At 60.5% G+C, this 23,066-nt stretch carries 22 protein-coding genes; 16 read left to right on the top strand and 6 right to left on the bottom strand.

Going from position 1 to position 23,066, the window contains the following annotated elements:
* The first annotated feature begins 523 nt into the window (after positions 1–523).
* The 5 genes from ACOYW0_RS08115 (at position 524) to ACOYW0_RS08095 (ending at position 4,215) form a co-directional block, all read left to right on the top strand.
* The gene (locus ACOYW0_RS08115; protein ID WP_482418023.1) at positions 524–1,294 is read left to right on the top strand and encodes a DUF4198 domain-containing protein; all 771 of its coding nucleotides are present in this window, start codon (positions 524–526) and stop codon (positions 1,292–1,294) included.
* A gap of 51 nt (positions 1,295–1,345) precedes the next feature.
* On the top strand, positions 1,346–1,978 hold the full coding sequence (gene cbiM, locus ACOYW0_RS08110) for a cobalt transporter CbiM (protein ID WP_482418022.1): 633 nt from the start codon (positions 1,346–1,348) through the stop codon (positions 1,976–1,978).
* Positions 1,975–2,526, top strand: coding sequence for a hypothetical protein (locus tag ACOYW0_RS08105; protein ID WP_482418021.1), 552 nt, complete (start codon positions 1,975–1,977; stop codon positions 2,524–2,526). The genes cbiM and ACOYW0_RS08105 overlap by 4 nt, the downstream gene beginning before the upstream one ends.
* On the top strand, positions 2,523–3,293 hold the full coding sequence (locus ACOYW0_RS08100) for an energy-coupling factor transporter transmembrane component T family protein (RefSeq protein WP_482418020.1): 771 nt from the start codon (positions 2,523–2,525) through the stop codon (positions 3,291–3,293). Before ACOYW0_RS08105 ends, ACOYW0_RS08100 begins: the two co-directional genes overlap by 4 nt.
* Before the next feature lie 196 nt (positions 3,294–3,489).
* Entirely contained in the window at positions 3,490–4,215 is a 726-nt protein-coding gene (locus ACOYW0_RS08095; protein WP_482418019.1) for an energy-coupling factor ABC transporter ATP-binding protein, read from the top strand.
* Here ACOYW0_RS08095 and ACOYW0_RS08090 read toward each other — a convergent pair.
* Positions 4,139–4,864, bottom strand: a complete 726-nt coding sequence (locus ACOYW0_RS08090) for a TIGR04282 family arsenosugar biosynthesis glycosyltransferase (protein WP_482418018.1) — start codon at positions 4,862–4,864, stop codon at positions 4,139–4,141. The genes ACOYW0_RS08095 and ACOYW0_RS08090 overlap by 77 nt on opposite strands.
* A gap of 587 nt (positions 4,865–5,451) precedes the next feature.
* Here ACOYW0_RS08090 and ACOYW0_RS08085 point away from each other — a divergent pair.
* The 8 genes from ACOYW0_RS08085 (at position 5,452) to nqrF (ending at position 13,632) form a co-directional block, all read left to right on the top strand.
* On the top strand, positions 5,452–6,429 hold the full coding sequence (locus ACOYW0_RS08085) for a DHH family phosphoesterase (RefSeq protein ID WP_482418017.1): 978 nt from the start codon (positions 5,452–5,454) through the stop codon (positions 6,427–6,429).
* Between the two features lie 2 nt (positions 6,430–6,431).
* Complete coding sequence (locus ACOYW0_RS08080; protein WP_482418016.1) at positions 6,432–7,514, top strand: FAD:protein FMN transferase; 1,083 nt, start codon at positions 6,432–6,434, stop codon at positions 7,512–7,514.
* Positions 7,515–7,946: 432 nt separating this feature from the next.
* The gene (locus tag ACOYW0_RS08075; RefSeq protein ID WP_482418015.1) at positions 7,947–9,284 is read left to right on the top strand and encodes a 4Fe-4S dicluster domain-containing protein; all 1,338 of its coding nucleotides are present in this window, start codon (positions 7,947–7,949) and stop codon (positions 9,282–9,284) included.
* Positions 9,285–10,448, top strand: a complete 1,164-nt coding sequence (locus ACOYW0_RS08070) for an NADH:ubiquinone reductase (Na(+)-transporting) subunit B (RefSeq protein WP_482418014.1) — start codon at positions 9,285–9,287, stop codon at positions 10,446–10,448. It abuts the gene before it with no gap.
* Positions 10,441–11,157: an FMN-binding protein gene (locus ACOYW0_RS08065; protein WP_482418013.1), complete on the top strand. Its 717-nt coding sequence runs from the start codon at positions 10,441–10,443 to the stop codon at positions 11,155–11,157. Before ACOYW0_RS08070 ends, ACOYW0_RS08065 begins: the two co-directional genes overlap by 8 nt.
* Positions 11,158–11,159: 2 nt before the next feature.
* Positions 11,160–11,783, top strand: a complete 624-nt coding sequence (locus ACOYW0_RS08060) for an NADH:ubiquinone reductase (Na(+)-transporting) subunit D (RefSeq protein WP_482418012.1) — start codon at positions 11,160–11,162, stop codon at positions 11,781–11,783.
* Complete coding sequence (gene nqrE, locus ACOYW0_RS08055; protein WP_482418011.1) at positions 11,784–12,395, top strand: NADH:ubiquinone reductase (Na(+)-transporting) subunit E; 612 nt, start codon at positions 11,784–11,786, stop codon at positions 12,393–12,395.
* 16 nt (positions 12,396–12,411) lie between these two features.
* Positions 12,412–13,632: an NADH:ubiquinone reductase (Na(+)-transporting) subunit F gene (gene nqrF, locus ACOYW0_RS08050; protein ID WP_482418010.1), complete on the top strand. Its 1,221-nt coding sequence runs from the start codon at positions 12,412–12,414 to the stop codon at positions 13,630–13,632.
* Positions 13,633–13,917: 285 nt separating this feature from the next.
* On the opposite strand, the gene fdhF is transcribed toward nqrF, so the two are convergent.
* The 5 genes from fdhF to ACOYW0_RS08025 form a co-directional block, all read right to left on the bottom strand.
* Positions 13,918–16,743 (bottom strand): formate dehydrogenase subunit alpha, encoded by a 2,826-nt coding sequence (gene fdhF / locus ACOYW0_RS08045; RefSeq protein WP_482418009.1) that lies wholly within the window; start codon positions 16,741–16,743, stop codon positions 13,918–13,920.
* A gap of 246 nt (positions 16,744–16,989) precedes the next feature.
* The gene (locus tag ACOYW0_RS08040) at positions 16,990–17,787 is read right to left on the bottom strand and encodes a thioesterase family protein (RefSeq protein WP_482418008.1); all 798 of its coding nucleotides are present in this window, start codon (positions 17,785–17,787) and stop codon (positions 16,990–16,992) included.
* Between the two features lie 69 nt (positions 17,788–17,856).
* Entirely contained in the window at positions 17,857–18,441 is a 585-nt protein-coding gene (locus tag ACOYW0_RS08035) for a YceI family protein (protein WP_482418007.1), read from the bottom strand.
* A gap of 38 nt (positions 18,442–18,479) precedes the next feature.
* A complete protein-coding gene (locus ACOYW0_RS08030) occupies positions 18,480–19,820 on the bottom strand; it encodes a ferredoxin reductase family protein (protein ID WP_482418006.1) in 1,341 nt (446 codons plus the stop codon).
* Complete coding sequence (locus tag ACOYW0_RS08025) at positions 19,817–20,197, bottom strand: hypothetical protein (RefSeq protein WP_482418005.1); 381 nt, start codon at positions 20,195–20,197, stop codon at positions 19,817–19,819. Before ACOYW0_RS08025 ends, ACOYW0_RS08030 begins: the two co-directional genes overlap by 4 nt.
* A gap of 627 nt (positions 20,198–20,824) precedes the next feature.
* On the opposite strand from ACOYW0_RS08025, the gene ACOYW0_RS08020 reads away from it, so the two are divergent.
* The 3 genes from ACOYW0_RS08020 to ACOYW0_RS08010 all read left to right on the top strand — a co-directional run bounded on the left by ACOYW0_RS08020 (position 20,825) and on the right by ACOYW0_RS08010 (position 22,749).
* Positions 20,825–21,382 carry a hypothetical protein gene (locus tag ACOYW0_RS08020; protein ID WP_482418004.1) on the top strand — a complete coding sequence of 186 codons (558 nt, stop codon included), beginning with the start codon at positions 20,825–20,827 and terminating at the stop codon, positions 21,380–21,382.
* Between the two features lie 142 nt (positions 21,383–21,524).
* Positions 21,525–21,968 carry a YqaA family protein gene (locus ACOYW0_RS08015; RefSeq protein WP_482418003.1) on the top strand — a complete coding sequence of 148 codons (444 nt, stop codon included), beginning with the start codon at positions 21,525–21,527 and terminating at the stop codon, positions 21,966–21,968.
* A 466-nt stretch (positions 21,969–22,434) separates the two neighbouring features.
* Entirely contained in the window at positions 22,435–22,749 is a 315-nt protein-coding gene (locus tag ACOYW0_RS08010) for a hypothetical protein (RefSeq protein WP_180142858.1), read from the top strand.
* Positions 22,750–23,066: the final 317 nt, after the last annotated feature.

Below are 23,066 nucleotides of genomic sequence, written 5' to 3'. Positions count from 1 at the left end.
TGGTGACGGGGCACCTGTCGTCGGGAGAGGGGTGCTTGCAAGCGACGGCTTTGTCGGTGTGGATATCTCTTTGAAATGTGAGGATGCTTTTAACAAATATACCGAATCGGTGGTGGGCGTGTCAATTGGGATTTCAGCAGGTTACCGGTAATGCGTCGCAGCCGGACAGCCGATGAATAAGCACGACGAAAGGCCGCGAAGCCTCGAAAGGCAAGGGCTTTTGTTTTTCACTTTGGATTTGACAAGAGCAATTCCTTCACGCTATCTGTGTTAAATAATGGCAGACACGAAGTCTGTTGCGAAAGTCGTTGTTCTGAAGTTGTCATGAATGGGCGCTCCACGAAGGTAAACAGCCACGAAGGCTTTCACGTGAGATGATGCGTTCGTAAAAAACGTCTCTGGGACCACCCCGTCGGGTGAACCGGGCCACCCCAGGCCCAGGCCGGTGTCGTTTTTTGCGGTGATGTCATGCGGTTTACGTTTATGTGGCTTTTTGCTTTTTTCGAACTATGGAGGAATCCAAATGAAACGCTTCGCAGCAGCCGTTGCCCTGGCCCTTGTGGCCTCCCTTCCCTTATCCGCCCTTGCCCACTTCGGCATGGTGATCCCTGACACATCCGTTGTATCCCGGCAAACAGGAAAAGAGCTGGGCCTTTCCCTTTCGTTTTCGCACCCCTTTGAAGGGGTGGGCATGCCCCTTGAAAAACCAGCGGAGTTTTCCGTGGTCGTGGACGGAAAGAAGCGCGACCTCACCGGAACCCTGACCCCTTCTGAGGTCATGGGGAACCCTTCCTGGGCATCCTCTTACGCTGTGAAGCGGCCCGGGGTTTATACCTTTGTCATGACACCGAAGCCCTACTGGGAGCCCGCCGAGGATCTTTTCATCATCCACTACACCAAGACCATTGTGCCGGCTTACGGCAGCGAAGAGGGCTGGGATGACGAGCTTGGCCTGAAAACCGAGATCGTACCCCTGACCCGGCCCTTTGGCCTGTATGCCGGCAATCTCTTCCAGGGAGTGGTCAAGCTCGACGGCAAGGCCGTGCCCTGGGCCGAGGTGGAGGTGGAGTTCTACAACCAGGACGGCAAGGCCAAAGCCGCCAATGAGTATCTGGTGACCCAGGTGGTCAAGGCCGATGCCAACGGCGTGTTCTCCTTTACCGTGCCGAACGAGGGGTGGTGGGGATTTTCCGCCCTCAACGAGGCGGATTACAAGCTGGAGGCCGAAGGGGAGAAAAAGGGCGTGGAGCTTGGTGCCGTCCTCTGGGTGGAGTTTTCCAAATGGCAGGGGTGATCCGGGGCACCGGGCACCAGAGAACCATGTGATTGACCAAGGAATTCAGTGATGCATATTTCCGAAGGGGTGTTGTCCGCTCCGGTTCTTCTGGCCGGAGCGGCCGTTGCCGCGGGCGGTGTGGCCTACGGGCTGAAACGGATGGACGGGGAGGGGACCGTCAGCGCCGCGTTGGTGACTTCCGCGTTTTTCGTGGCGTCCCTGATTCACCTGAACATCGGTCCGGCCAGTGTCCACCTTGTCCTGAACGGGCTGGTGGGCCTGGTCCTGGGCTGGGCCGCTTTCCCCGCTATTTTTACGGGCCTGCTCCTGCAGGCCCTTCTCTTCCAGTACGGGGGGCTCACCACCCTGGGGGTGAACACCGTGGTGATGGCAGCCCCTGCCGTGGCGGTTTATCTGATTCTCGGGCCCCTGGTATCCCGTTCGGGGCGCGTGGGCCTTGCCGCTTCCTTTGGCTGCGGGTTTCTCGCCGTCTTTATCTCTTCCCTTCTTTTGGCCGCCTCCCTGGTGTTCACCGGGGAGAACTTTACGGTGATCGCCTGGGCGTCGGTGGTGGGCAACGCCCCTGTGATGGTGGTGGAAGGGCTTTTTACCGCTTTTGTGGTCTCGTTTCTCCTGCGGGTCTACCCTGAACTGCTCGGAGGGCTCATGTCGCCTTCGGACGGGCGAAAGGAGGGGCGATGAACCCCCTGCGATGTCTCCTTGTTTTAAGTGTTCTCCTTCTGGCGGCCTCCCCGGCCCTGGCCCATCGCATCAACATTTTTGCCCTTGACGAAGGGGGGGAGATCTACACCGAAAGCACCTTTGCCGGAAAGCGTCCCGTGAAACACGGGGTGATCCGGGTCTACAACGCAGGCGGTACCGTGGTGTTCACCGGGGAAACAAACGACAAGGGGGAGCTGACCTTTCCCCGCCCCGAGCCCGGTGCCCTCACCGTGGAGGTGGACGCCGGCATGGGCCACAAGAGCCGCTGGGATCTGGAGCCGTCCGGCGCGGTTGAGGCCCCGGCCGGAGTGACCGGTGAGCCCGCCCCGCAGGCCCACCCCGTGGAGCCGGGTTTTGCGGACCGGGACTGGGAGCGCCTGGCGCAGGTGGTGGACACTGCCGTGGCCAAAGCCCTGCACAGGCAGCAGGAGGAGACGCGGGTCCGGGACGTCATCGGGGGGCTCGGCTACATCGTGGGCCTTCTGGGGATGGCTGCCTGGGTCCGAAGCCGAAAGGGGAGCACATGAACGAAGCCTTTGCGGACATCGACTCCTCCATCCACCACATAGCCCCCACCGTAAGAGTGGCGGCGGCCTTTGCCCTCTCGTTGGTCACGGCCCTTGCCGCGAGCCCTGCGGTGCCCGTGGCCGCCCTGGGGCTGGGAAGCTGCTTTGTCCTGGTGGCGCGGCTGCCCCTTGGCTCGGTTGCCAGGAGGCTTTTGCCCCTGTTCCTGTTCCTGCTGATTCTCTGGGTTGTCCTTCCCTTTACCGGAGAGGGGCCGGTGCTTAAAGCCCTGGGGCCTCTGACCGTCAAAGGGGACGGACTGAACCTGGCCTTTTTGATCTCCCTGAAGTCTTTTTCCATCCTCCTGATCCTCATGGCCCTGGTCTCCACCATGCACACCTTTGATCTGGGCCATGCCTTAAATGCCCTGGGCATTCCCGTTAAGCTGGCCTTTCTCATCGTCATGAGTGCCCGGTACATCGCCGTCATCGAGCGGGAGTACCGCAAGCTGAGGAACGCGGCCCGCATGCGCGGGTTTCAGCCCGACACCTCCCTGCACAGCTACAGGACCTTTGCCCACATGGCCGCCATGCTTTTGGTCCGCTCCCACCTGCGGGCAAAGCGGGTGTACAGCGCCATGGTATTGAGGGGCTTTGACGGCCGGTTCAGCCTGCCCGCGGCACGACGTTCCCGGGGGCTGGCCGGTTGCCTTCCCCAGGCCGCCTGCATGGCAGGTTGTGTGGCGGCCCTTGTGGGGCTTGACGTGGCCGTCCGGTGGGGGGGGGGTTGAAAAAAGCGAGTGTAACGATTCAGCTTGCCTCCGGCGGGTCGCTTTTTTGAATAAAAGCTCCGCACAAAATGTTTCTAATGTGAAAAGGTGGACATTATTTCGGCGGAGCCTGGAAAGGTTTGCTTAAGACCTGTTTGTCAAACCCGGTTTTATTTTTATCCTGTCCATATATTCAAATACAGGAAGGCGGTATGCGATGGCTGAGCAGTTGATGCATCTTTCAGGATTGACCTACCGGTATCCCGGAGACCGGGAACCGGTGATCAACGGGCTGGACTTTGCCGTGGACAAAGGGGCCAGCATCGGACTCATCGCGCCCAACGGCAGCGGAAAGACCACCTTGTTCCATCTGATGATGGGGCTGCTGAAACCCGAGGCCGGTGTGATCACGGCCTTTGGGCGGGAGGTTTCCGGCGAAAAGGGGTTCAAGGAGGTGAGGCGGCGGGTGGGGCTGTTGTTTCAGGATGCCGACGATCAGCTGTTCAGCCCAACGGTGCTGGAGGACGTGGCCTTTGGCCCCATGAACCTGGGCCTGGGGCGGCATGACGCCCTGGACAAGGCCAGGGGCGTTCTTTCGGAATTGGGGCTTTCCGGTTACGAAGAGCGCATCACCTTTCGGCTCTCCGGCGGGGAGAAGCGCATGGTGGCTCTGGCCACGGTGTTGGCCATGGACCCTGATCTGCTTCTCCTGGATGAGCCCACCACGGGCCTGGACCGTGACACCTTTGCGCGGCTGGTGGCCGTCCTTCAGGCCTCCAAGGTGGCTCGGGTGGTGATTTCCCACGATTTTGATTTCCTGGAGCAGGTGACCGACTCCCTGTGCAGCCTGGTGAGGGGCAAGGTGGTCATGGACGAAGGCCTTCACCTGCATCGTCACGCCCATGTCCATCGCCACGGGGACAGGCCCCATCACCATCATTAAGCAGCAGGCGTGCGGCGTCCTGGTAGAGCGCGGGCACCTCGTCCGTCTCTTCATGGCGCCGGACAAAGGCCAGGAAATCATCGGCCGTGTCGATGTCGTACCAGCCCTCAAGGCATTTCAGGGGGATGCCGTGGGCCTCAGCCCGCTTGAGCGTCTCTGCCGTCACCGTATCGCAACTCCATCTCATTGTGTCGAAGACAGGCGCAAGAAGGGTTCCTTTGCGCGCCCCCACCAGGCAGTACCCTCCATCTGATACCGGAACCAGCACCATCTGGTGCCCCTCAAGGGCATGAAACGCCTCGCGGATACGGTCCGTGGGCAGGTCCGGGATGTCCCCGCCGATGATGACGGCCCGGTGATGTCCGTCGTCAAAGGCCTCGGTGAGGGCGTTTTTCATGCGGTCTCCCAGGTCGTCCCCCCGCTGGGGGCGCATGTCGGCATGGCCTGGAAACCAGTCTTCCATGAGCGACTTTCTGCTTTCCGGGGTGTAGGCAATGCGGATGGGCCCTAAAGGGGCCAGGCGCTCAAGGGTGGTTTCCACAAAGCGTCGGTAGAGGGCAAGGGCCGTGGCATGTCCCAGACGGGTCGCCAGACGGGTTTTGACCTTGCCGTGTTCCGGGGCTTTGACAAAGAGAATGATCAGGGGCATGGGATCTCCTTTCAACTTTCCACGGTATCATCCTTACCCGGATATATCACGGGCCGAGTGCCCTCGGTTTGCCCGAAGGGGAAGACGAATGAGCGGAAAACCGTGAATGACGATTTGGTCATTAAATCCAAATTGCTCGACAAACCAAGATGTTCTGGCGAGTCGATATATCTTTTGAAACCTGTCTGTCAAACCCAAACCATAAAATCAGGCAAAATCCTGGCCCCCGGCAAGGCCGCCCGGTGCAAAAAAACATATGAGCCGGGCCCGGGAGTGTCCACCTTTCTCCTTGCTTTTGACGGGGCAGGGGCTCCATAATAATTGGTTATGAAACCATCTGATAAAGATGAGGTCCTGTGCCATTGTTTCGGATTGACCCGCGGGGATATTTCCGATGACCTTGCGCGCCATGGAACCTCCACGCTGCTGACGAAAATCACCCGAGCCAAGCTTTCAGGTGAGTGCCGTTGTGCCGAGACCCATCCGGAGAAACGCTGATGCGTCGGCGATGTTCGCCGGGCGGTGAAAGCGGAAACCTTGAAGGCAACCACAAGAAAATCAGACACCTGATACCTGGAACGTGATTCATGAGCGTAAGGATTAAAGAGAAGCTGGCAGGTATTTACTCCCGGTTTAACCGGGACGATCAGGTGTTGATCCTAATCAATGCCGACCCCGATGCCATTGCCAGTGCCGTGGCTTTCAAGCGCCTTTTATGGCGGCGGGTGAGCCATGTGGTCATTGCCTCCATCAACGTCATCAAGCGGCCCGATAACCTGGCCCTGGTGCGTTACATGAAGGCCGACATCAAGCCGTGTTCCCACGCGCTGATGCAGGGGTTCAACCGGTTCGTGCTGGTGGACTCCCAGCCCCACCACTCGGAAGTGTTTGAAAAAATCAACTTTGACGTGGTCATCGATCATCACCCTGACGGAGGGCGGCGGGACGGGTACACGGATATCCGCCCCGACTACGGCGCCACGGCGTCCATGATGACCGAGTACCTCCGAGGGGCCCACATCAAGCCGTCGGTGCGTCTTGCCACCGGCCTCTTCTACGCCATCAAGACCGACACCAACAACTTTCAGCGCCAGACCCTGGTGGAAGATGTGAGGGCCTTTCAATACCTCTACCGCCTCTGCAACGTGCACATGCTCCAGAAGGTGGAACAGGCGGAGCTCAAGCCCAGTTTCCTCAAGTACTTTCAGCGGGCCCTGAAAAACAGGCACATCAGGCGAGGGCGGATGTATTCCCATGTGGGCACGGTGCCAACGCCCGATGTGCTGGTCCTCATCGCCGATTTTTTCATGAAGGTGGATTCCGTGAGCTGGAGCATCGTCTCCGGGATCTACGGCAAAAAGCTGGTGGTGATTTTCCGCAACGACGGGGTGAGGAAAAACGCCGGGCGCCTGGCCGAGCAGAGCTTCGGGTGTTATGGGAGCGCCGGGGGCCATAAGGACATGGCCCGGGCCGAGATGGTGGTGGCCGAGTGCGGGATCGAGGCCGTCAGCGAAGACGATGAAAAAATGCAGCGCTGGATTATCAAGCGGATTGAGTCACGGTGACCATGAACACAGCCAACACGCGACACGCGTCAACAAAAATAAGCAGAAACAAGGTCCTTGGGGCCATTGTGGTGGCCTTCGGGGTGTTTGCCCTGGTGGTGGCTGCCGGGGTGACCACGGGGTTCAACACAAAGCAGGAGGTGGTGCTCTCCGGCCGGACCATGGGTACCACGTATCATATCAAGGCCGTGGTGTCGGGGAAGATGTCGGCGGATGCCTTAAGCCTGGCCGTAACCCGGCGCCTTGAGGCCCTCAACCGCAGCATGTCCGTCTACGACCCGGACAGCGAGATCTCCCGTTTCAACCGTGCGGGCAAAGGTGTGGCCGTGCCTGTTTCCGAGGACCTTCTCACGGTGTTTTCCGTGGGAACTCAAATCCACGGCCTTACCGACGGTGCCTGGGACGCCACCGTGGGGCCTCTGGTCACCCTTTGGGGGTTCGGACCTGGCAAAATCGAGGACCGTTTTCCCAGGGAGGACGAGGTGGCTCGCGCCCTGGCCCGGGTGGGCTTTAAATCTGTATCACGCAAAGGTGAGGAAGCCCTTGTCAAAGACCGTGATGGCCTCTTCCTGGACTTCGGGTCCATTGCCAAGGGCTACGGCGTGGATGCCGTGGCCACCCTGCTGCGTGAGAAAAAGATCTCCCACTTTCTGGTGGAGATCGGCGGGGAGGTTTACTGCGAAGGCCATCGCCTGGACGGAAAACCCTGGCGCGTGGGGATCAACACCCCCCGGCGGGGAGCCATGGTGGGGGACCTTTTCCAGGTTCGGACCTTAAAGGGCCAGGCCCTTGCCACCAGCGGAGATTACCGCAACTACCGCAACGTGGGCGGGCGCATCTGGACCCATGTTATTGACCCCCGCACCGGATATCCCGTGGAAAACGGCGTCACCAGTGCCTCGGTCCTGGCCGATTCCACGGTCTTTGCCGACGGGCTGGCCACAGCCCTCATGGTGATGGGCCCTGCCAAAGGGATCGCTCTGGTGGATCGGCTCGACAACGTGGAGTGCCTGCTCATCGTCCGCAAACCCGACGGCACCTTGGAGGTCTCTGCCTCAGAGGGGTGGGTGGATCGGTCCCGCTAACCCGCATTCTCCTGCCCTGGGCTTCCCTGAATCTGTCCGGGCCTTTCATTGTTCCCGTCCGGGACGGGTGAGCAGGCCCGGGCATTGAGCCCGTCTCCTTATTTAAACATGGGGTCTCCGGCGGCAACGCCATGCTCCATCGCCAATTTTATCTTATGTTTTGTTTTTGTTCCTTTGGTTGACACATTGTTTTTGCCTGGTGTACTCTGTCAGTCGGACAATGTGTGACTGTCCCATGCCATGGGCAACACCTGAATCTCCCGTTTTTATCTCTTCCCCATTGCCCGTCGCATTCCCTGAACCCATCGCACGCAAAGGGCCGCTTCCGGTCTGATTGCGTGATATCTCCATGGCTTCCATGCCCCTATAACCGACGCGTCTTCCCCTTGATGCCCCGGAGAAAGGCGCCGCATTCCCGAAAGCTGTGTCCCGATGATGAAAACCCTCACCCTTACCAACGGTTTTTCACTCAACATCTCCGGGCGGGTGGCCGAGTCTGTGACCGAGGCCCCGTCCCCGTCCACCGTGGCGTTGATGCCGGGGTGGATTCCCCATGTCAAGCCCCGGCTCCTGGTGAAAGAAGGCGATTCTGTCAACGGGGGCACACCCCTGTTCGAGGACAAGCGAAACCCTGTGGTCACCTACCCGAGCCCGGGGGGCGGGGTGGTGTCGCGCATTGCCTTCGGGCCGCGTCGCCGCATTGACGAGGTGGTGATTACCCTTGACGCGGAAGAGGGGTGGGAGCGCTTCGAGCCCGTGTCGCCCCAGCGCATCGCGTCCACGGACGCCGATACACTTCGCCACATGCTTCTCAAAGGGGGGGCCTGGCCCCTGCTTCGGGAGCTGCCTTTTCGGGACCATGCCGATCCGTCCAGCCGTCCCGCCCACATCATCGTCACCCTGGGATGGGCCGGAGGGCACCTTGCCCTGCCCTCCCTGGCCCTGGCAGGGGAGGAGGCCGCTTTTCAGCACGGCCTGGACATCCTCAAACGGTTCTGCCCATCGGTGCATGTCATCACCCCGGTCCACTCCGGTAAACTCCCGGAACCCATCTTGAAATCCGTCACCGCCCACATCCGCGGGGGCTACCCCGCCGGTGATCCCGGCCACTACCTGTACCGTATCCGCAAAGACCCCGCGGAGAACCACAGCTGGTACATTGAAGGCCAGGACCTGGTGGCCCTGGCCCGATTTGTCACCGAAGGACGGTTTTATCCCAAGCGGGTCGTGGCCGTGGGGGGCAACGGGGCCACCGTACGCCAACACATCCGGACCCGGGTGGGCGCCCCCGTTTCCACCCTGGATCCCCAGAAAGAGCGCAGGCGTCGCATCGGCGGTACCCCCTTTGCCGGGCTTTTCCTGCCGGCCACGGGCTACATGAATTTTTTCGACAAGGGGCTGACCCTGTTGCCCGTGGGCGACGAAGAGGACCTCTTCGGTTTTTTAAGGGCTGGGTATGCCCGGCCCAGCCAGTCCCGAACCTTTTTGTCCGTGTTCAACAAAAAGCCCCTGAACCTGGACTGCGGCATGCACGGTGAGGAACGGCCCTGCATTAACTGCAGTCGGTGCGCCCGGGTTTGCCCGGTGGGGATCCTGCCCCAGTACACCATGAAATGCATGGTGGCAGGAGAGGTGGAGGAGGCCCTGGCCCACGGGCTCCTGGACTGCATCGAGTGCGGGCTCTGCAGCTATGTCTGCCCGTCAAAGATCGAGCTGCTGGACACCCTGAAAACCGCCAAGGCCCAGTACCGGAAGGAGCGAGACGGATAGATGAAGAACGTCAAAGACGCCCTGGATCGCCTGGGCACCTATTTTCAGGAAGGCACGAAGCTCCATGCCCTGCATCCGGTCTACGATGCGATCCGTACCATTTTCTATCTCCCCGGGGAGGCCACGGTGCGCATGCCCGCGGTACGGGACAGCCTGGATTTGAAGCGATTCATGTCCCTGGTTATCGTTGCTCTGATTCCCCAGACTCTTTTCGGGATGTACAACACCGGCACCATGGCCCTGTTGGCCGAAGGGGCGGACCCCACCTGGGGCCATGCCTTTTACCGGGGCGCCGAGGCCTTTTTGCCCATGCTGGTGGTCTCCTACGGGGTGGGCCTGACCTGGGAGGGGCTCTTTGCCGTGGTGCGGGGGCACAAAATCAGCGAGGGCTTTCTTGTGACCGGCCTTCTGTTCCCGTTGACCCTGCCCCCCAGCGTGCCCCTCTGGCAGGTGGCCGCCGGGATCTCCTTCGGGGTGGTGGTGGGAAAAGAGGTGTTCGGGGGCACCGGCCGGAACATCCTGAACCCGGCCCTGACCGCCCGGGCGTTTCTCTTTTTCTCTTACCCGGTCTCCATGAGCGGGGACTATGTGTGGGTGGCCACCAAGGCCGTGGACGCCGTCACAGCGGCCACCCCCCTCTCCCTGGCATTGGGGGCCAAAGGGGAGGCGGTGCCCGAGGCCCTGGTTCGCAACGGGTACACCTTCTGGACCATGTTCTCCGGCCAGATTCCCGGAAGCGTGGGGGAGACCTCGGCCCTGCTCTGCCTGGTGAGTGCCGTCTTCCTCTGCGTGGTTGGGGTGGCGAGCTTCCGTATTATTGTGGGGGGCGTGCTGGGGGTGTGCGCCATGGGCGCTGCCGTGGTGCTCCTCTCCTCGGAGCTCTCCCCCTGGCACTGGATCAACCCGGTGAACCACCTGATCATGGGGGGCTTTGCCTTCGGCATCACCTTCATGGCCACGGACCCGGTGTCCGCTCCAGGCACGGACGGGGCCCGCTGGGTCTACGGGTTTCTCATCGGGGTGCTGACGGTCATTGTCAGGGCCTACAACCTGGCCTACGCCGAAGGGGTGATGCTGGCCATCCTGTTTATGAACCTCTTTTCTCCCATGCTGGAGATTATTGAGATCAAACTCCGGACAGGAAAGCGGGTGCCCAATGTCTGATACGAAACAGGCCGTCGGGTTTGCCGTGATTGTAGCCCTTGTGTGCTGCCTCTGCATCACGGCGGCATCCACGGGCCTCAAGGCACGGCAACAGAACAACATGCGCATCGACCGCCAGAAGAACATCCTCAAGGCGGCCTCCATCGACTATGACCCGTCGACGGCGTCCCCCGCCGATATCGAAGAGCTTTTCAAATCCCACATTTTCCAGGTGTGGGCCGGCTCCGACGGAAAGCTGCACCCCGACCCCGCCGAGGGGGACGAGCAGAGGCTGCCCCTCTACCTGACCCTGGACGACGGAGAGATTATCTCCTACATCCTGCCAGTGGACTCCCGGGGGCTTTGGGGGCGCATCAAGGGGTACATGGCCATCGAAGCCGACGGCACCACCATTAAGGGCTTTACCGTTTACTCCCACCAGGAGACCCCCGGCCTGGGCGGAGAGATCGAAAGCGACTGGTTCCAGAAGAACTTCGTGGGCAAGAGGATCGTGGGAAAATCCGGTGAATTCGCCGCCATCAAAATCGCCAAGGGCAAAGCCCTGGGAGACCCGGAAAACGAGGTGGACGGTATCAGCGGGGCCACCCTCACCGGGAAGTATCTAAGCGAGGGGCTGGCCACCAACCTGGCTACTTATGAGAGGGTTTCCCTGAGGTTTCGCCAGAACCTCATAAAAAAACACCTGGATAACCTGAAATCCCTGGAGTGATCATGGGCTTTACCCGAACTCGATGGTTTCGTACATTCAAGGCGGCCCTGTGGGACGACAACCCCATTTCCCGCCAGATCCTGGGGATCTGCTCGGCCCTTGCCGTGACGGTCCAGATGAAAACCGCCTTTGTCATGGCCCTGGCCCTGACCGGGGTACTGACCTCCTCCAACGTGATCATCTCCATCCTGCGCAACCACATTCCCCGCAACATCCGCATGATCGTGGAGCTGACGGTCATCGCCTCCCTGGTGGTGGTGGCCGATGAGATCCTGAAAGCCTACCTCTACGACATCAGCAAGCAGCTCTCCATCTTCGTGGGGCTGATCATCACCAACTGCATCATCATGGGGCGGGCCGAGTCTTTTGCCATGGCCAACCCCCCGCCCCTTGCCCTGGCCGACGGCCTGGGCAACGGCATGGGGTACGCCATTGTGCTGGTGGGGGTGGCCTTTCTGCGGGAGTTTCTGGGGGCGGGCAAGATCTTTGGTGTTCAGGTGGTGCCCCAGGCCCTGTACGACGCAGGATTTATGAACATGGGCCTCATGACCCTGGCGCCGGGGGCCTTTATCGTCATCGGGCTCCTGGTCTGGATCCAGGGTGGCATGCCGGAGGAGGAGGATTAGATGATGGGTGACCTGTTCGACCTGTTTTTCAACTCGGTGTTTGTGGGCAACATCCTGCTGGCCTATTTTTTGGGCATGTGCTCCTTTGTGGCGGTCTCCAAGACCCTGCGCACGGCCGTGGGGCTTGGGCTTGCCGTGGTGTTTGTCCTGACCATCACCTCCCCTGCCAACTGGTTGATTTACCATTTTCTCCTGGCCCCCGGGGCCCTTTCCTGGGCGGGCCTTCCAGACGTGGACCTCAATTTTCTGAAGTACATCACCTTCATTGCCACCATCGCCGCCATGGTGCAGGTGGTGGAGATGATCATCGACCGCTATTCGCCAACCCTCTACACCAATTTAGGTGTGTTTCTTCCCCTTATCGCCGTTAACTGCGCCATTTTGGGCACCTCCCTGTTCATGGTGGAGAGGCACTACACCTTCACGGAGTCCCTGGTTTTCGGCTTCGGGTCCGGCACCGGCTGGATGGTGGCCATCATAACCATGGCCGCCATCCGTTTCAAGATGCGTTATGCCCATGTGCCCCACGGGCTCGAAGGGTTCGGCATCACCATGATCGTCAGCGGCCTCATGGCCATGAGTTTCATGATCTTTTCGGGTATGGGGACGTAAACCCAAGGAGGCACCCTTGATTTACCTGGTGAGCTTGGCCGTGTTTGTCGGCATCATTCTTTTTCTGGTGATCGTGTTGATTATCGTGGAGCGGCTCGTCACGATTCAGGGAGAGCGGACCATCGTCATCAACGACGACACCGGCAACCCCATCCGGGTGGAGGGCACCCCCACACTGCTTTCGGCTCTTCTGGGAAGCGGGGTGCTGCTGCCGTCCGCCTGCGGGGGAAGCGGATCCTGCGGGATGTGCAAGTGCGTTGTGGACAAAGGGGGAGGGGAGCTTTTGCCCACGGAGCTCAGCCACGTTTCGCGAAAGGAGCGCATGTCCAACGTGCGCATGGCGTGCCAGCTCAAGGTGAAAGATGACCTGGAGATCCATGTGCCCGACGAGATCTTCAGCATCTGCAAATACGACGGCACCGTGGTCTCCAACGCCAATGTCTCCACCTTTATCAAGGAACTCATCATCGATCTCGATGAGGACAAGACCATGTCCTTCCAGGCGGGGTCCTATATCCAGATCGACATTCCCCCCTACGACATCCGGTTTACGGATTTTGACATCGAAGAAGAGTACCGGGAAGACTGGGATGCCCAGAACCTGTGGTCCCTCTCCCACAAAAACGAGGAAAATGCCTTCAGGGCCTACTCCATGGCCAATCCCCCGGCGGACAACCGACGCGTGATGCTTAACGTCCGCATCGCAACGCCCCCTCCCAACGTTCCGGATGCCCCCCCGGGGGTGGGTACCACCTACCTGTTTAACTTAAAGCCCGGAGACAAGGTGACCCTTTCCGGGCCCTACGGGGAGTTTTTCGTCAAAGAGACGGAGCGGGAGCTCTGCTTCATTGGCGGCGGGGCAGGCATGGCCCCCATGCGCAGCCATATCTTCCACCAGCTCCATGCCCTGGACTGCAAACGGACCATGAGCTTCTGGTACGGGGCGCGCTCCAAACGGGAGATGTTCTACGACGAGGAGTACAGGCAGCTGACCGAGGAACACACCAACTTCGACTACCATGTTGCCCTGTCCGCACCCCTTCCCGAAGACGACTGGGATGGTTTTCGCGGCTTCATCCACAGCTCGGTCTATGAAAACTTCCTGAAAGACCACCCCGACCCCGCCGAGATTGAGTACTACCTCTGCGGGCCTCCCCTTATGATCGACGCGATCCTTGCCATGCTCGAAAGCCTCGGCGTGGAAGAGGAGATGATCCTTTTCGATAAATTTTCGTGAGATGCAAGCATGTCTCACCAGCCAAATTCGGGTGCGCTACAGGGGCAAGAGGGCTCAGAGAAAAACCAAAAAGATGCCTCCGGTGGCAAGGTGTGCCACCTTGAAATCACATCCGCCTTTCAAACAGACGTCGACCTTGATCATCGTTTGGGCCATCGGCTTGTTTATCAAACCCGCTTAACCATAGAAGGCCAGCAGTACAGTTTGAAACAAAAAACCCTTTGCACGGATACGTGCAAAGGGTTTTTCAGGTTTAACGGTTCGGATGTGGACCCCGTAAAGGGATCAGGATCCGGCGGCGGCCGTGAGGCTTTCCGCGGTTTCTACGGACCCGTCAGCCGCAGGGGCGACTTTTTCCACCTGCACCGCACAGGCTTTGTATTCGGCGGTGAGGGTTTCCGGGTCGTAGGCCGGGTTGGTGAGCCAGTTGGCGTTGCCGTCCCGGAAGTGAAAGGCCATCCAGATCATGCCTTCGGGGATCTCCGGGGTCACCCGGGCCTTCACCGTGACGGCCCCGCGCTTGGAGGAGACCCGGACGGGCTCTGCCTGCCGGATGCCAAGGCGTCTGGCGTCTGCCGGTGAGATGTCGCAGGTCTCTTCGCCCAGGAGGTCGTTGAGTCCGTCGCATCGGCCGGTCTGGGTGCGGGTGTGGTAGTGGTAGAGGCGTCGCCCTGTGCTCAGGACAAAGGGGTAGTCCTCATCGGTTACCTCGGCGGGCGGGGTCCAGGCCGTGGGGTTGAAGATCCCCTTGCCGTGGGTGAATCGCCCGTCCTTGTGGAGGAAGGGGGTGCCGGGGTGGTCTGCACTGGGGCAGGGCCACTGGAGCCCGTCCCCTTCGATGCGGCCGTAGGTGATCCCCTTGAAGTTGGGGGCCAGGGCCGAGATCTCGTTGTCCCAGATTTCCCGGGCGCTTGCCGAGGGCCACTGGTGGCCGAAGCGCTTGGCGATTTCCCGGAAGATCCACCAGTTGGGCCGGGCCTCACCCGGTGGGGTGGAGGCCGTGCGGACGCGGTTGACCCGGCGCTCGCTGTTGGTGAAGGTGCCGTCGTTTTCGCTCCAGGCCGCTGCCGGAAGGACCACGTCGGCGAACTTTGTGGTTTCGTTGAGGAAGATATCCTGGCAGATGAGGAACTCGGCCGAGGCGAGCTCATGCTCGACTTTTCGGATATCGGGCTCGGTGTTGGCCAGGTTCTCCCCGAAGATCCAGAACGCCCGGACTTTTTTGTCCTCCAGGCCTTCCATCATGTGGGGGATCATGAGCCCCGGGGTCTCGGGAAGGCCCGTGACGTTCCAGGCTTCCTCGAATTTTGCCCGGGCCGCGGGGTCGGTGACCTTCTGGTAGCCGTGGAAAACCCCGGGAAGGGCGCCCATGTCGCAGGCTCCCTGGACGTTGTTCTGGCCGCGCAGGGGGTTGACGCCCCCGCACTCCACGCCCATGTTCCCCAAAAGCATCTGGAGGTTGGCCACGGACATGACGTTGTTTTTTCCGCAGGTGTGCTCGGTGATGCCCAGGGTGTAGCAGAGCATGGCCGGGCGCACCGAGGCAAGCATGCGGGCGGCCCGCCGGATGGTGTCGGCCTCAATGCCGCAGATGGGGGCCATGGCCTCGGGGGTGGCCTTGGAGACCTCGGCGGAGAGGGCCGCAAACCCTTCGGTGTTCTCTGTGACAAAGTCGGGATCAAAGAGCTCTTCTTCGATGATCACATGCATCAAGGCGTTGATCAGGGCGATGTCGCTGCCCACCTTGAGCTGGAGGTGAAGGTCCGCGTAATCCACCAGCTTGTGGCGGCGCGGGTCCGCCACGATGAGTTTTGCGCCCTTTTTCACGGCGTTCTTCAGGAAGGTGGACGCAACAGGGTGGGCTTCCGTCATGTTGGAGCCGATAACAAAGAACATCTTGGCGCGATCAAACTCCCCGAAGGAGTTGGTCATGGCACCGGAACCAAAACTTGTCGCCAGACCGGCGACGGTGGGGGCATGTCAGGTGCGGGCGCAATGGTCTATGTTGTTTGTCTTGAACACCGACCGGAAGAGTTTCTGCATCTGGTAGGAGTCTTCGTTGATGCTCCGTGCGCAGCTGACCCCTGCCACGGCGTCGGGGCCGCTTTCGTCGATGATGGTTTTGAGCTTGTCGGTGACCAAATCCAGGGCTTCGTCCCAGGAGGCCTCCTGGAGCTCCCCGTTTTTCCGGATAAGGGGGGTCGTGAGCCGTTCGTCTGAGTAGATGAAGTCGTAGCCGAACCGCCCTTTCACGCAGAGGCGGCCCTTGTTGGGAAGGGCCTCCTCGTCTCCGGTGACCTTGACGATTTTTCCGTCCTTGACGTGGAGGGTCTGCTGACAGCCCACCCCGCAGTAGGGACAGGTGGTGCGGACGGTGGTCACATCCCACGGCCTCCAGACACCCTTGGATTTCTTTTCCACCAGGGCCCCGGTGGGGCAGGCCTGGACGCATTCACCGCAGAAGACGCAGGCCGATTCGGACAGGGGCAGGTCCCCCAGGGCGACGATCTTGCTCTCGGCGCCCCTGTACCCGTAGCTGATGGCCTCGTTGACCTGGACTTCGTTGCAGGCCTGGACGCAGCGTCCGCAGAGAATACACCTGGAAAAATCGCGGATGATCAGCGGGTTTTTGAGTTCGGGCGGATAGGTGGGCGGGGTTTTCGGGTACGCGGTGCCCGTGGCTCCGTACTGAAGGGCGTACTCCTGGAGTTTGCAATCCCCCCAGGAGGGGCAGAGGTGCTCGGAGTGTCCGTCTGCTTCTGCCCTGGCATCGAAGAGGGCCTTGGCGTCTTTGAGGGACCCGTCGCTTAAGCAGTCATGGTTTCCCGACGTGAGGAGGAGTTCAAGGGTCATTTTTCGTGACCGGACGACCGTGGGGGACTCGGTCTGGATCTCCATTCCGTCTTCCGCCGGAGTGGAGCAGGACGCCAGAAGGTTCCTGGCCCCCTTGACCTCCACCACGCAGAGGCGACAGGCGCCGGTGGGTGTGGTGCCCTTTAAGTGGCAGAGGGTGGGAATGGGAATTCCCGCATCTTCCGCCGCCTCGAGAATGGTCTGGCCGGGTTTGAAGGGGTGGCTGTTGCCGTTGATCACAATGGTGCCGTCAGACATGGGATGAACCTCCGCTGGATGATCCGCTCGGCTGCGGGGCGCCCGCTGCAGATTCGGAGAATAGGGTTCTTCTGGGACGGATGTCTCTTTTCGAAACGCTCGTGTGTGGCGCGATGCATGGAGCGCCGGGACAAGGCCGGGTCCATGGTGCCGTAATTGTCATAACGGTTAATCGGATTATCACCAATTGTCAATATAAATATCCGGGATAAGTCCCAAATTTCAGGTTGATTCACGGGCCGGGGATCAACCAAACACCGTGACCACCTGCCTTGAGATTCCCGCCAGTTTTCCGTCGGGGGCCCAGAGTCTTGCCTCCTCGCCCACGTATCCGTGTTCCGCGGTGTCCACGCGGGTCTTAAATCGCCAGCTGTCGGTGGTGGCGAAATCGCAAGGGGCATCGCACATTTCCAGATGCCAGGTGAGGGTGCTGGCCGGTGCCACGGTGTCGAGCATGGACAGGGAGGGAGAGGGCCAGGCGTCCATGAAGGCGAGCAGATGGGCTTCGCGGGTTTTATGCGCCTCGCCCCGGCAGCTGATCCAGCCACCGTAGGATCCTTCGGAGCGCCCCTCAAAGGGGTAGGGCCCCTCGGCCCAGTGGTAGCGGAAGTATCGGGTGAAGCTGGGTGTGAGCCCTTCCATGAAGGGGAGCTCGGTGAGGGCCTCCGGGGCCGGCCAGTCAGGCGCCGGGGGGCCGGGGTGGCGGATGCGTGAGGGACGGCTTGTGCCGAAGCACCCGTGGAGGGTGGCACACGGCTCGTTGTCTGAGGTGAGCACCCGGGCCTGTACGTGGGTGACGGAGTTTCCCTGCCTGAGGAGGGACGCCTCGGCCCGGATGCCGTCGGTGCCCGTGGGGCCCACAAAGGCGGTGAGGAGGTTGCGCAAGGGAAGGTCCCCGGGCACCTTGCGGCGCATGGCGGCAAGCCCCGCTGCGGCAACGAGGCCGCCGAAGGCGGTTCGGCCCTGGAGCCAGGTGGAGGGGATGGTGAGGTGGACGCCGGTGTCGTCGGCTGTGAGGGCGTTGAAGAGGGCGTGGATATCCATGGGGTCTCCCTGGTGAGGTGTCTGTGGTGGCGAGTATCGGTGTCGGAGCCGCGGGCCCTGTTCAGCCTGTCACTTTAAGGCTTCAATGGAGATGGTGATGTCCACATCCTTATCTATGACGCCCATCTTGTAGAAGGTACCGTCGCCCACCTTGAAGTCGAGGCGGTTGATGGCAAATTCGGTGGTGAAGCCCGCCACCTGCTGGGACGGTTTGAAGGGGTTGGGCTTGATTCCGTGGAAGGTCATGGGGGCTGATATTGTTTTTGTGACACCCCGGATGGTGAGGTCCCCTTCAATGAGGTATTGGTTGTCCCCTTTGGGGATGACCCGGGTGCTCTGAAAGGTGAGGGTGGGGTACTCTCCTGTGTCCAGCAATTCATCGGACCGCAGGTGGGTATCCCGTTTGCGGTTGAAGGTGGTGATGCTTTTGGCTTTGACGGTGATGAGGCACTGGGAGTTTTCCATGGCCTCCGGGTCGATGGTGAGCGTGGCCGAAAAGTCTTCAAAATGGCCGCGAACCGTGGAGAAGATGTGTCGGGCGTCGAAATAGATTCCCGAGTGGGCGGTGTCCAGCTTCCAGTCACTCGGTTTGGCCTGGGCGGTTGCGGTGAGGCAAAGAAACAGTATGGGGATGACAAGGTGCATGGTTTTCATGGCGATGGTCTCCTTTTAATATAGACTCGTGACATATATCAAAAACCGAAGGTTTCGGTATGGATTCGACTTGCCGGGATGCCCATCTCCCTGAGCATGGCCTCAACGGCGGTCATCATGGGGGGGGGACCGCAGACAAGGACCTGGGGCGCCTGGAGGTGGCCCATGAACGCGTGCAGGGCCTCTGGGGTGAGCCGTTCCTTTTCCGGGGCCCCTGTGAAGAGAAGGTGCACCGAAAGTGCCGGGTGGTTGCGCTTGATCCGGACCAGCTCCTCGGCGTTGAACAGGGAGTCCGGGGTGCGGTTGCTCCAGATCAGGATGACGGGTCGGTTGTCCCGGGTATCGTTCATGTATCGGAGCATGCTGAGCATGGGGGTGATGCCGATACCCCCGGCAATGAAGACCAGGGGGGCGTCGTCTGCACGCACCAGGTGAGAGAAGCTGCCGTAGGGTCCGTCGATGAAGACAGGCTCCCCTTCCCTGACGCAATCCATGGCACGGGTCCAGTCTCCGCTCTTTCCGATGATGAACTCCAGGGCGTTGGGTTGGGTGGGGGACGAGGCGATGGTAAAGGGGTGCTCCTCGGGAGACACCACGGAAGAGGGAAAAGAGAGAAAGGCAAACTGTCCGGGAAGGTAACGAAAAGGGCGCTTTCCTTCGGGCTGCAGATGGATGCGGGTGGCGCGCTTGCCGGCAGGGGCGACCTTCTCGACCCGCCAGGGGGAGAGGTGGCGCAGGACAGGGAGGTGGCGACGGATGACCACCCCGAGGCAGAGGGTGCCGAAGAGCAGGCCGAGGGCCCGGGGAAGTCCCTCCTCAAAGGTTTCGCTGGAGAAGAGGAGGTGGACGAAGAGCAGGACCAGCACAAGGCCTCCGCCCAGCTGGTGGGCACGCATCCAGAGATGGAAGGGAAAGCCCAGGGATTTTTTAAACAGGGCGGATGCGGTCTGGTAAAAGAGGCCCATGAGAAGACCGGCCCCCACGATTTCCGGCCAGTAGGCGGCCTTCAGGGGCAGGGAGGTTACCTCTTCGGGGCCGAAGACAAGGAGGGGGTGGGCCAGGGCGAGAAGGGCGATAAGCATGCCGTTGGCCTTGTGCAGGGTCAAAAGCCGGTCCATGCCCACCAGGCGATTGAGCCAGGTGAGGCGGGAGGCGAGGACCAGTTGCACCATCAACAGGAGGGCTGCTGCCATGCCCGCCAGCTTTCCTGCCCGGAGAAGGAGCTTGGCAAGGCCGAATTTGTATTTGATGGAAAAGGATTCAAAAAGAAAAGGGATGGCAAGGGCGCCGCAGAAGAGGAGAAACAGAACGACCAGGCTCCCCATGATGATGCCGTACCGGGCACCCCGGGCTTGGATGGGAGCCGTGCGGATGGTCATGGGGCCTCCTGTTTCATGACCATGAAGATGGCCTGGGCCAGCGGGAGTTTTCCCAGGAGGATACAGACGGGAGCCAGGGTGGAGTGTGACAGGAGGGTCCCCGGGGTCAGGGGAACCGGAGGGTTGAGAAGGGAGAAGTACACCATGCCCACGACCCCTGCGGTGACGGCAAAGGCGTTCATCAGGACAGCCACGCCCACGGTGGCGGGCCGCAGGAAAAGGGGAGGCAGCAGCAGGAGGCTGAACACGCTGACAGGGGCTGCCCACCAGAAGAAGAGGCTCTTGACGGGCGGGTGAAGGCCGGCATGGAGGCAGAGGCCCCCGAAGCTGAGCAGCATGTGGGAACAGACAAGCATGTGGGCAGGCTTTTGCAACATGGCAAGACCCGGGCTGTTGGATGGTCTGAGGTTGGCACCGGCGAGATTGCGGAGCACCATTGCCGGAGCATCATGGGGCGTTGACGGGTGACCGCCGCGGTCGCCGTTTTGATGCCGGCGAAAAAAGGCGGCGATTTTTGTAATACGCTTATTTTTAACAGGTTATGCCCAGGGTGTAAAGGGCGCGCCAAGGCTCGGGGGCAGGGCGCTTTTTCTCGCGTGGACCCATTTCTCATCGCCGGGAAGAACAGGGACGGTGATTTCGGCGATGCGGTCTTTATGTGGTGGAAAGACAGTGTGTTATTGTTGACAGGATGCGCGATTTGGGAGAAAATGAACCATCGTCAGGCTTACAGGATTTTTCATCATTAGTCACCCATCGTTACCCGCTTGTCTTTATTGCCTTCATTTCGTTACGTTGGTTCCCTCCGCTTTGTCCTGCTTGCCTTCCATCCCGGATTGCTGTGGACACCACAGGCTCCGGGTATCCCCATCATCATTGATTTCATGAATTCGGTCCACGGCGCCTCAGGAGTTGTCGGCGCCCGTGCCTTCCGCGTGTTGCCCTGAGGGTTTTTGTGTGTGCTCCCAGTGATTCGGCAGCCGGGTTTTGTTTGGGAGGACGCCATGAAGCGCATCCTTTTTTTCCGTTGGATCCCCTGGATCTGTCTCCTGGGGCTGTGTGCAGCGGTGGGCACGGCTTACGGGGACGTGGGTTCCATCGAATTGTCGGGCGGGGTCCTGGCCCCCTATGACGTGTCCGAGGGCGATACCTCGGTGGGCTGGCAGATCGCCTATGCCGCCGGCGTGACAGATCATGTGGAGATCGGCGCCATATTTATGAAGACGGGCAACTTCGAAGCCGATAATGACATCACCGACGGAGAGGTGGAGATCTCCACCCTGATGCTCCAGACCCGCTGGCTGTTCAACCCGGAGAGCACCACCCGCGGTTTCATCGATCTTGCCGGCGGCATGATGGACGTGGACCCCAAAGGCACGGCCTATGCCTCCAGCCGCTCCGGCGGGGCCGCGAGGCTGGGGATCGGCTTCGACCAGGCCCTCAACCGCCACCTTGCCATCCGGTTCAGTACCGGTTACACCACGGGGATCGGTCGCACCAGTGAGATCGATATCCTTGATGTCTCCGTCTCCCTGGTCTTCGGGGTGCGGCTGCTTGAGTGAGGATGGGGACCTGCACGGGCCGCGTGAAAGCCTTTTGCGTTGTGGGACCGGGTGATGTATCTTGTGTCTCCGGCGCCGGTTCTGCGGCGAGAAACCAGCGCGCCCGTGCGCCCATCACACCAAGGAAAGGTCCCCATCCCACATGCTGGAATTTTTTGTCGAACACGGCGTCCTGTCTCTTTTTGCGGTGAGTTTTCTTGCGGCCACCGTGGTCCCTCTGGGGTCAGAGTGGCTGCTTGTGGCCCTGCTGGCGGAGGGTGGGCAGCCCGGGATGCTCCTGGCGTCGGCCACTGCGGGCAACGTACTGGGGGCCCTGACCACCTGGGGCATCGGGGTCTGGGGCGGTCCTTATCTCATGGAGAGGGTGTTGCGCATCGATCCCGCTGCCCGGGGCCGGGCCCGGGCTCTGTACCGGCGGTGGGGAAGCTGGTCCCTTCTGCTCTCCTGGGTGCCCGTTGTGGGGGATCCCCTTTGCCTTGTGGGAGGGCTTTTTCGGGTGCCTTTTTTCCGGTTTGCTTTGCTTGTCTTTATCGGGAAGCTGGGTCGCTATGCCTTTGTTGTGGCCATGGTGGGAACCGTGATGTAAGTTTGCGATGGCTTTGCCTGGGAGGATAAACTGAAATCAGCATAATTGCCGTTAATTGCTGGTTTTTCTTGTTGACTTACTTTGGCGCCTGATGAAGAATAGAGGCAGATGTGACCGGCCGGGCAGCCATGCTCATCATTATCAATTTTTCCGGAGTGAACCCGCCTGCGGAGCCAACAGGCCCAGACCCGTGGCCTTGGCCCAGGAACGATCCTCGTATTTTAACGCCTCTTCCCATGCACCCTGCCGCAACCTCACGACGCCCCCTTATGCAACGCATCACCATGTCCCCTTACTCTCTCCTAAGGACCCGGGCACATCGCCAAAGAGGACGCACGCGAAAACCAAACGGGCGTTTTGTGTGACGGACAGGCCGTCTGGCCTTCAGGGCCACGCCGCGTCGGCAGGCACCATACGTGCATACGTGGGCGACGGTGACCTTGACGCTGAAAAACAAGGAGGGGCTATGGACACCAAGCAATACTGTGCCAACCTGAGTCTGGAACTTCAACGGTGGCGGGATGCCATCCACAAGGAAAACGAAATTATTTCCAAGATGTCCTCGGCGGACAAGCTGCCCATGCAGGCGTTTGTGGAGGACCTGAGGATGCTTGAGGCTGAGATGGACGAACGCATCACTCAGCTGAAAACCCAATGCCCCGCCTTCTGGGGACCAGAAAACGCAGAGAGCGTCATGGAGCCCGGCGGTGTGCTCACCGGTTTTGATTACAACCCGGATGACAGCGACGGCATCATCGGGGGCGGAAACTTCGGCGGGTAGGAAAAAGGGGTGATGCTTCCGGGGAACAGGGGCATCACCCGTACTGAATTTTCAAGGGCCCGGCTGTACCGCCGCCATCAGCGGATGCTGCGCAGATAAAGGCCCTTGGGGAAAACCGATCCGTGACGCGGGTCGGTTTTTTTTGCTTGCGCCGCAATGGCGGCGAGTTGCCCACGACCCTGGGTTGACATCTGGGCGTGAACGATGTTAACGTCAGAGAAATTCGATCAGCCGTTTTGTCAACCTGATGGTCGGATACCCGTTCTGCGATCTCCTCAGCCGTAACGCAGGGGCCTCCCTGCTTCCACAGATACGAC

Source organism: Desulfoluna sp. HI9BLuna (assembly GCF_056829775.1).
Note: the sequence above shows the minus strand (reverse complement) of the source record. Positions and strands in the feature narration are given on the sequence as shown.

Excerpts from the sequence above, each read along its gene's own strand:
- ACOYW0_RS08075 (WP_482418015.1), top strand. The coding sequence starts at position 7,947 with ATGATGAAAACCCTCACCCTTACCAACGGTTTTTCACTCAACATCTCC.
- ACOYW0_RS08065 (WP_482418013.1), top strand. The coding sequence starts at position 10,441 with ATGTCTGATACGAAACAGGCCGTCGGGTTTGCCGTGATTGTAGCCCTT.
- ACOYW0_RS08025 (WP_482418005.1), bottom strand. The coding sequence starts at position 20,197 with ATGTTGCAAAAGCCTGCCCACATGCTTGTCTGTTCCCACATGCTGCTC.
- nqrE (WP_482418011.1), top strand. The coding sequence starts at position 11,784 with ATGATGGGTGACCTGTTCGACCTGTTTTTCAACTCGGTGTTTGTGGGC.
- ACOYW0_RS08010 (WP_180142858.1), top strand. The coding sequence starts at position 22,435 with ATGGACACCAAGCAATACTGTGCCAACCTGAGTCTGGAACTTCAACGG.
- ACOYW0_RS08100 (WP_482418020.1), top strand. The coding sequence starts at position 2,523 with ATGAACGAAGCCTTTGCGGACATCGACTCCTCCATCCACCACATAGCC.
- ACOYW0_RS08035 (WP_482418007.1), bottom strand. The coding sequence starts at position 18,441 with ATGAAAACCATGCACCTTGTCATCCCCATACTGTTTCTTTGCCTCACC.
- ACOYW0_RS08040 (WP_482418008.1), bottom strand. The coding sequence starts at position 17,787 with ATGGATATCCACGCCCTCTTCAACGCCCTCACAGCCGACGACACCGGC.
- cbiM (WP_482418022.1), top strand. The coding sequence starts at position 1,346 with ATGCATATTTCCGAAGGGGTGTTGTCCGCTCCGGTTCTTCTGGCCGGA.
- ACOYW0_RS08115 (WP_482418023.1), top strand. The coding sequence starts at position 524 with ATGAAACGCTTCGCAGCAGCCGTTGCCCTGGCCCTTGTGGCCTCCCTT.
- ACOYW0_RS08085 (WP_482418017.1), top strand. The coding sequence starts at position 5,452 with ATGAGCGTAAGGATTAAAGAGAAGCTGGCAGGTATTTACTCCCGGTTT.
- ACOYW0_RS08020 (WP_482418004.1), top strand. The coding sequence starts at position 20,825 with ATGAAGCGCATCCTTTTTTTCCGTTGGATCCCCTGGATCTGTCTCCTG.
- ACOYW0_RS08080 (WP_482418016.1), top strand. The coding sequence starts at position 6,432 with ATGAACACAGCCAACACGCGACACGCGTCAACAAAAATAAGCAGAAAC.
- ACOYW0_RS08030 (WP_482418006.1), bottom strand. The coding sequence starts at position 19,820 with ATGACCATCCGCACGGCTCCCATCCAAGCCCGGGGTGCCCGGTACGGC.
- ACOYW0_RS08095 (WP_482418019.1), top strand. The coding sequence starts at position 3,490 with ATGGCTGAGCAGTTGATGCATCTTTCAGGATTGACCTACCGGTATCCC.
- ACOYW0_RS08015 (WP_482418003.1), top strand. The coding sequence starts at position 21,525 with ATGCTGGAATTTTTTGTCGAACACGGCGTCCTGTCTCTTTTTGCGGTG.
- ACOYW0_RS08090 (WP_482418018.1), bottom strand. The coding sequence starts at position 4,864 with ATGCCCCTGATCATTCTCTTTGTCAAAGCCCCGGAACACGGCAAGGTC.
- ACOYW0_RS08060 (WP_482418012.1), top strand. The coding sequence starts at position 11,160 with ATGGGCTTTACCCGAACTCGATGGTTTCGTACATTCAAGGCGGCCCTG.
- ACOYW0_RS08105 (WP_482418021.1), top strand. The coding sequence starts at position 1,975 with ATGAACCCCCTGCGATGTCTCCTTGTTTTAAGTGTTCTCCTTCTGGCG.
- ACOYW0_RS08070 (WP_482418014.1), top strand. The coding sequence starts at position 9,285 with ATGAAGAACGTCAAAGACGCCCTGGATCGCCTGGGCACCTATTTTCAG.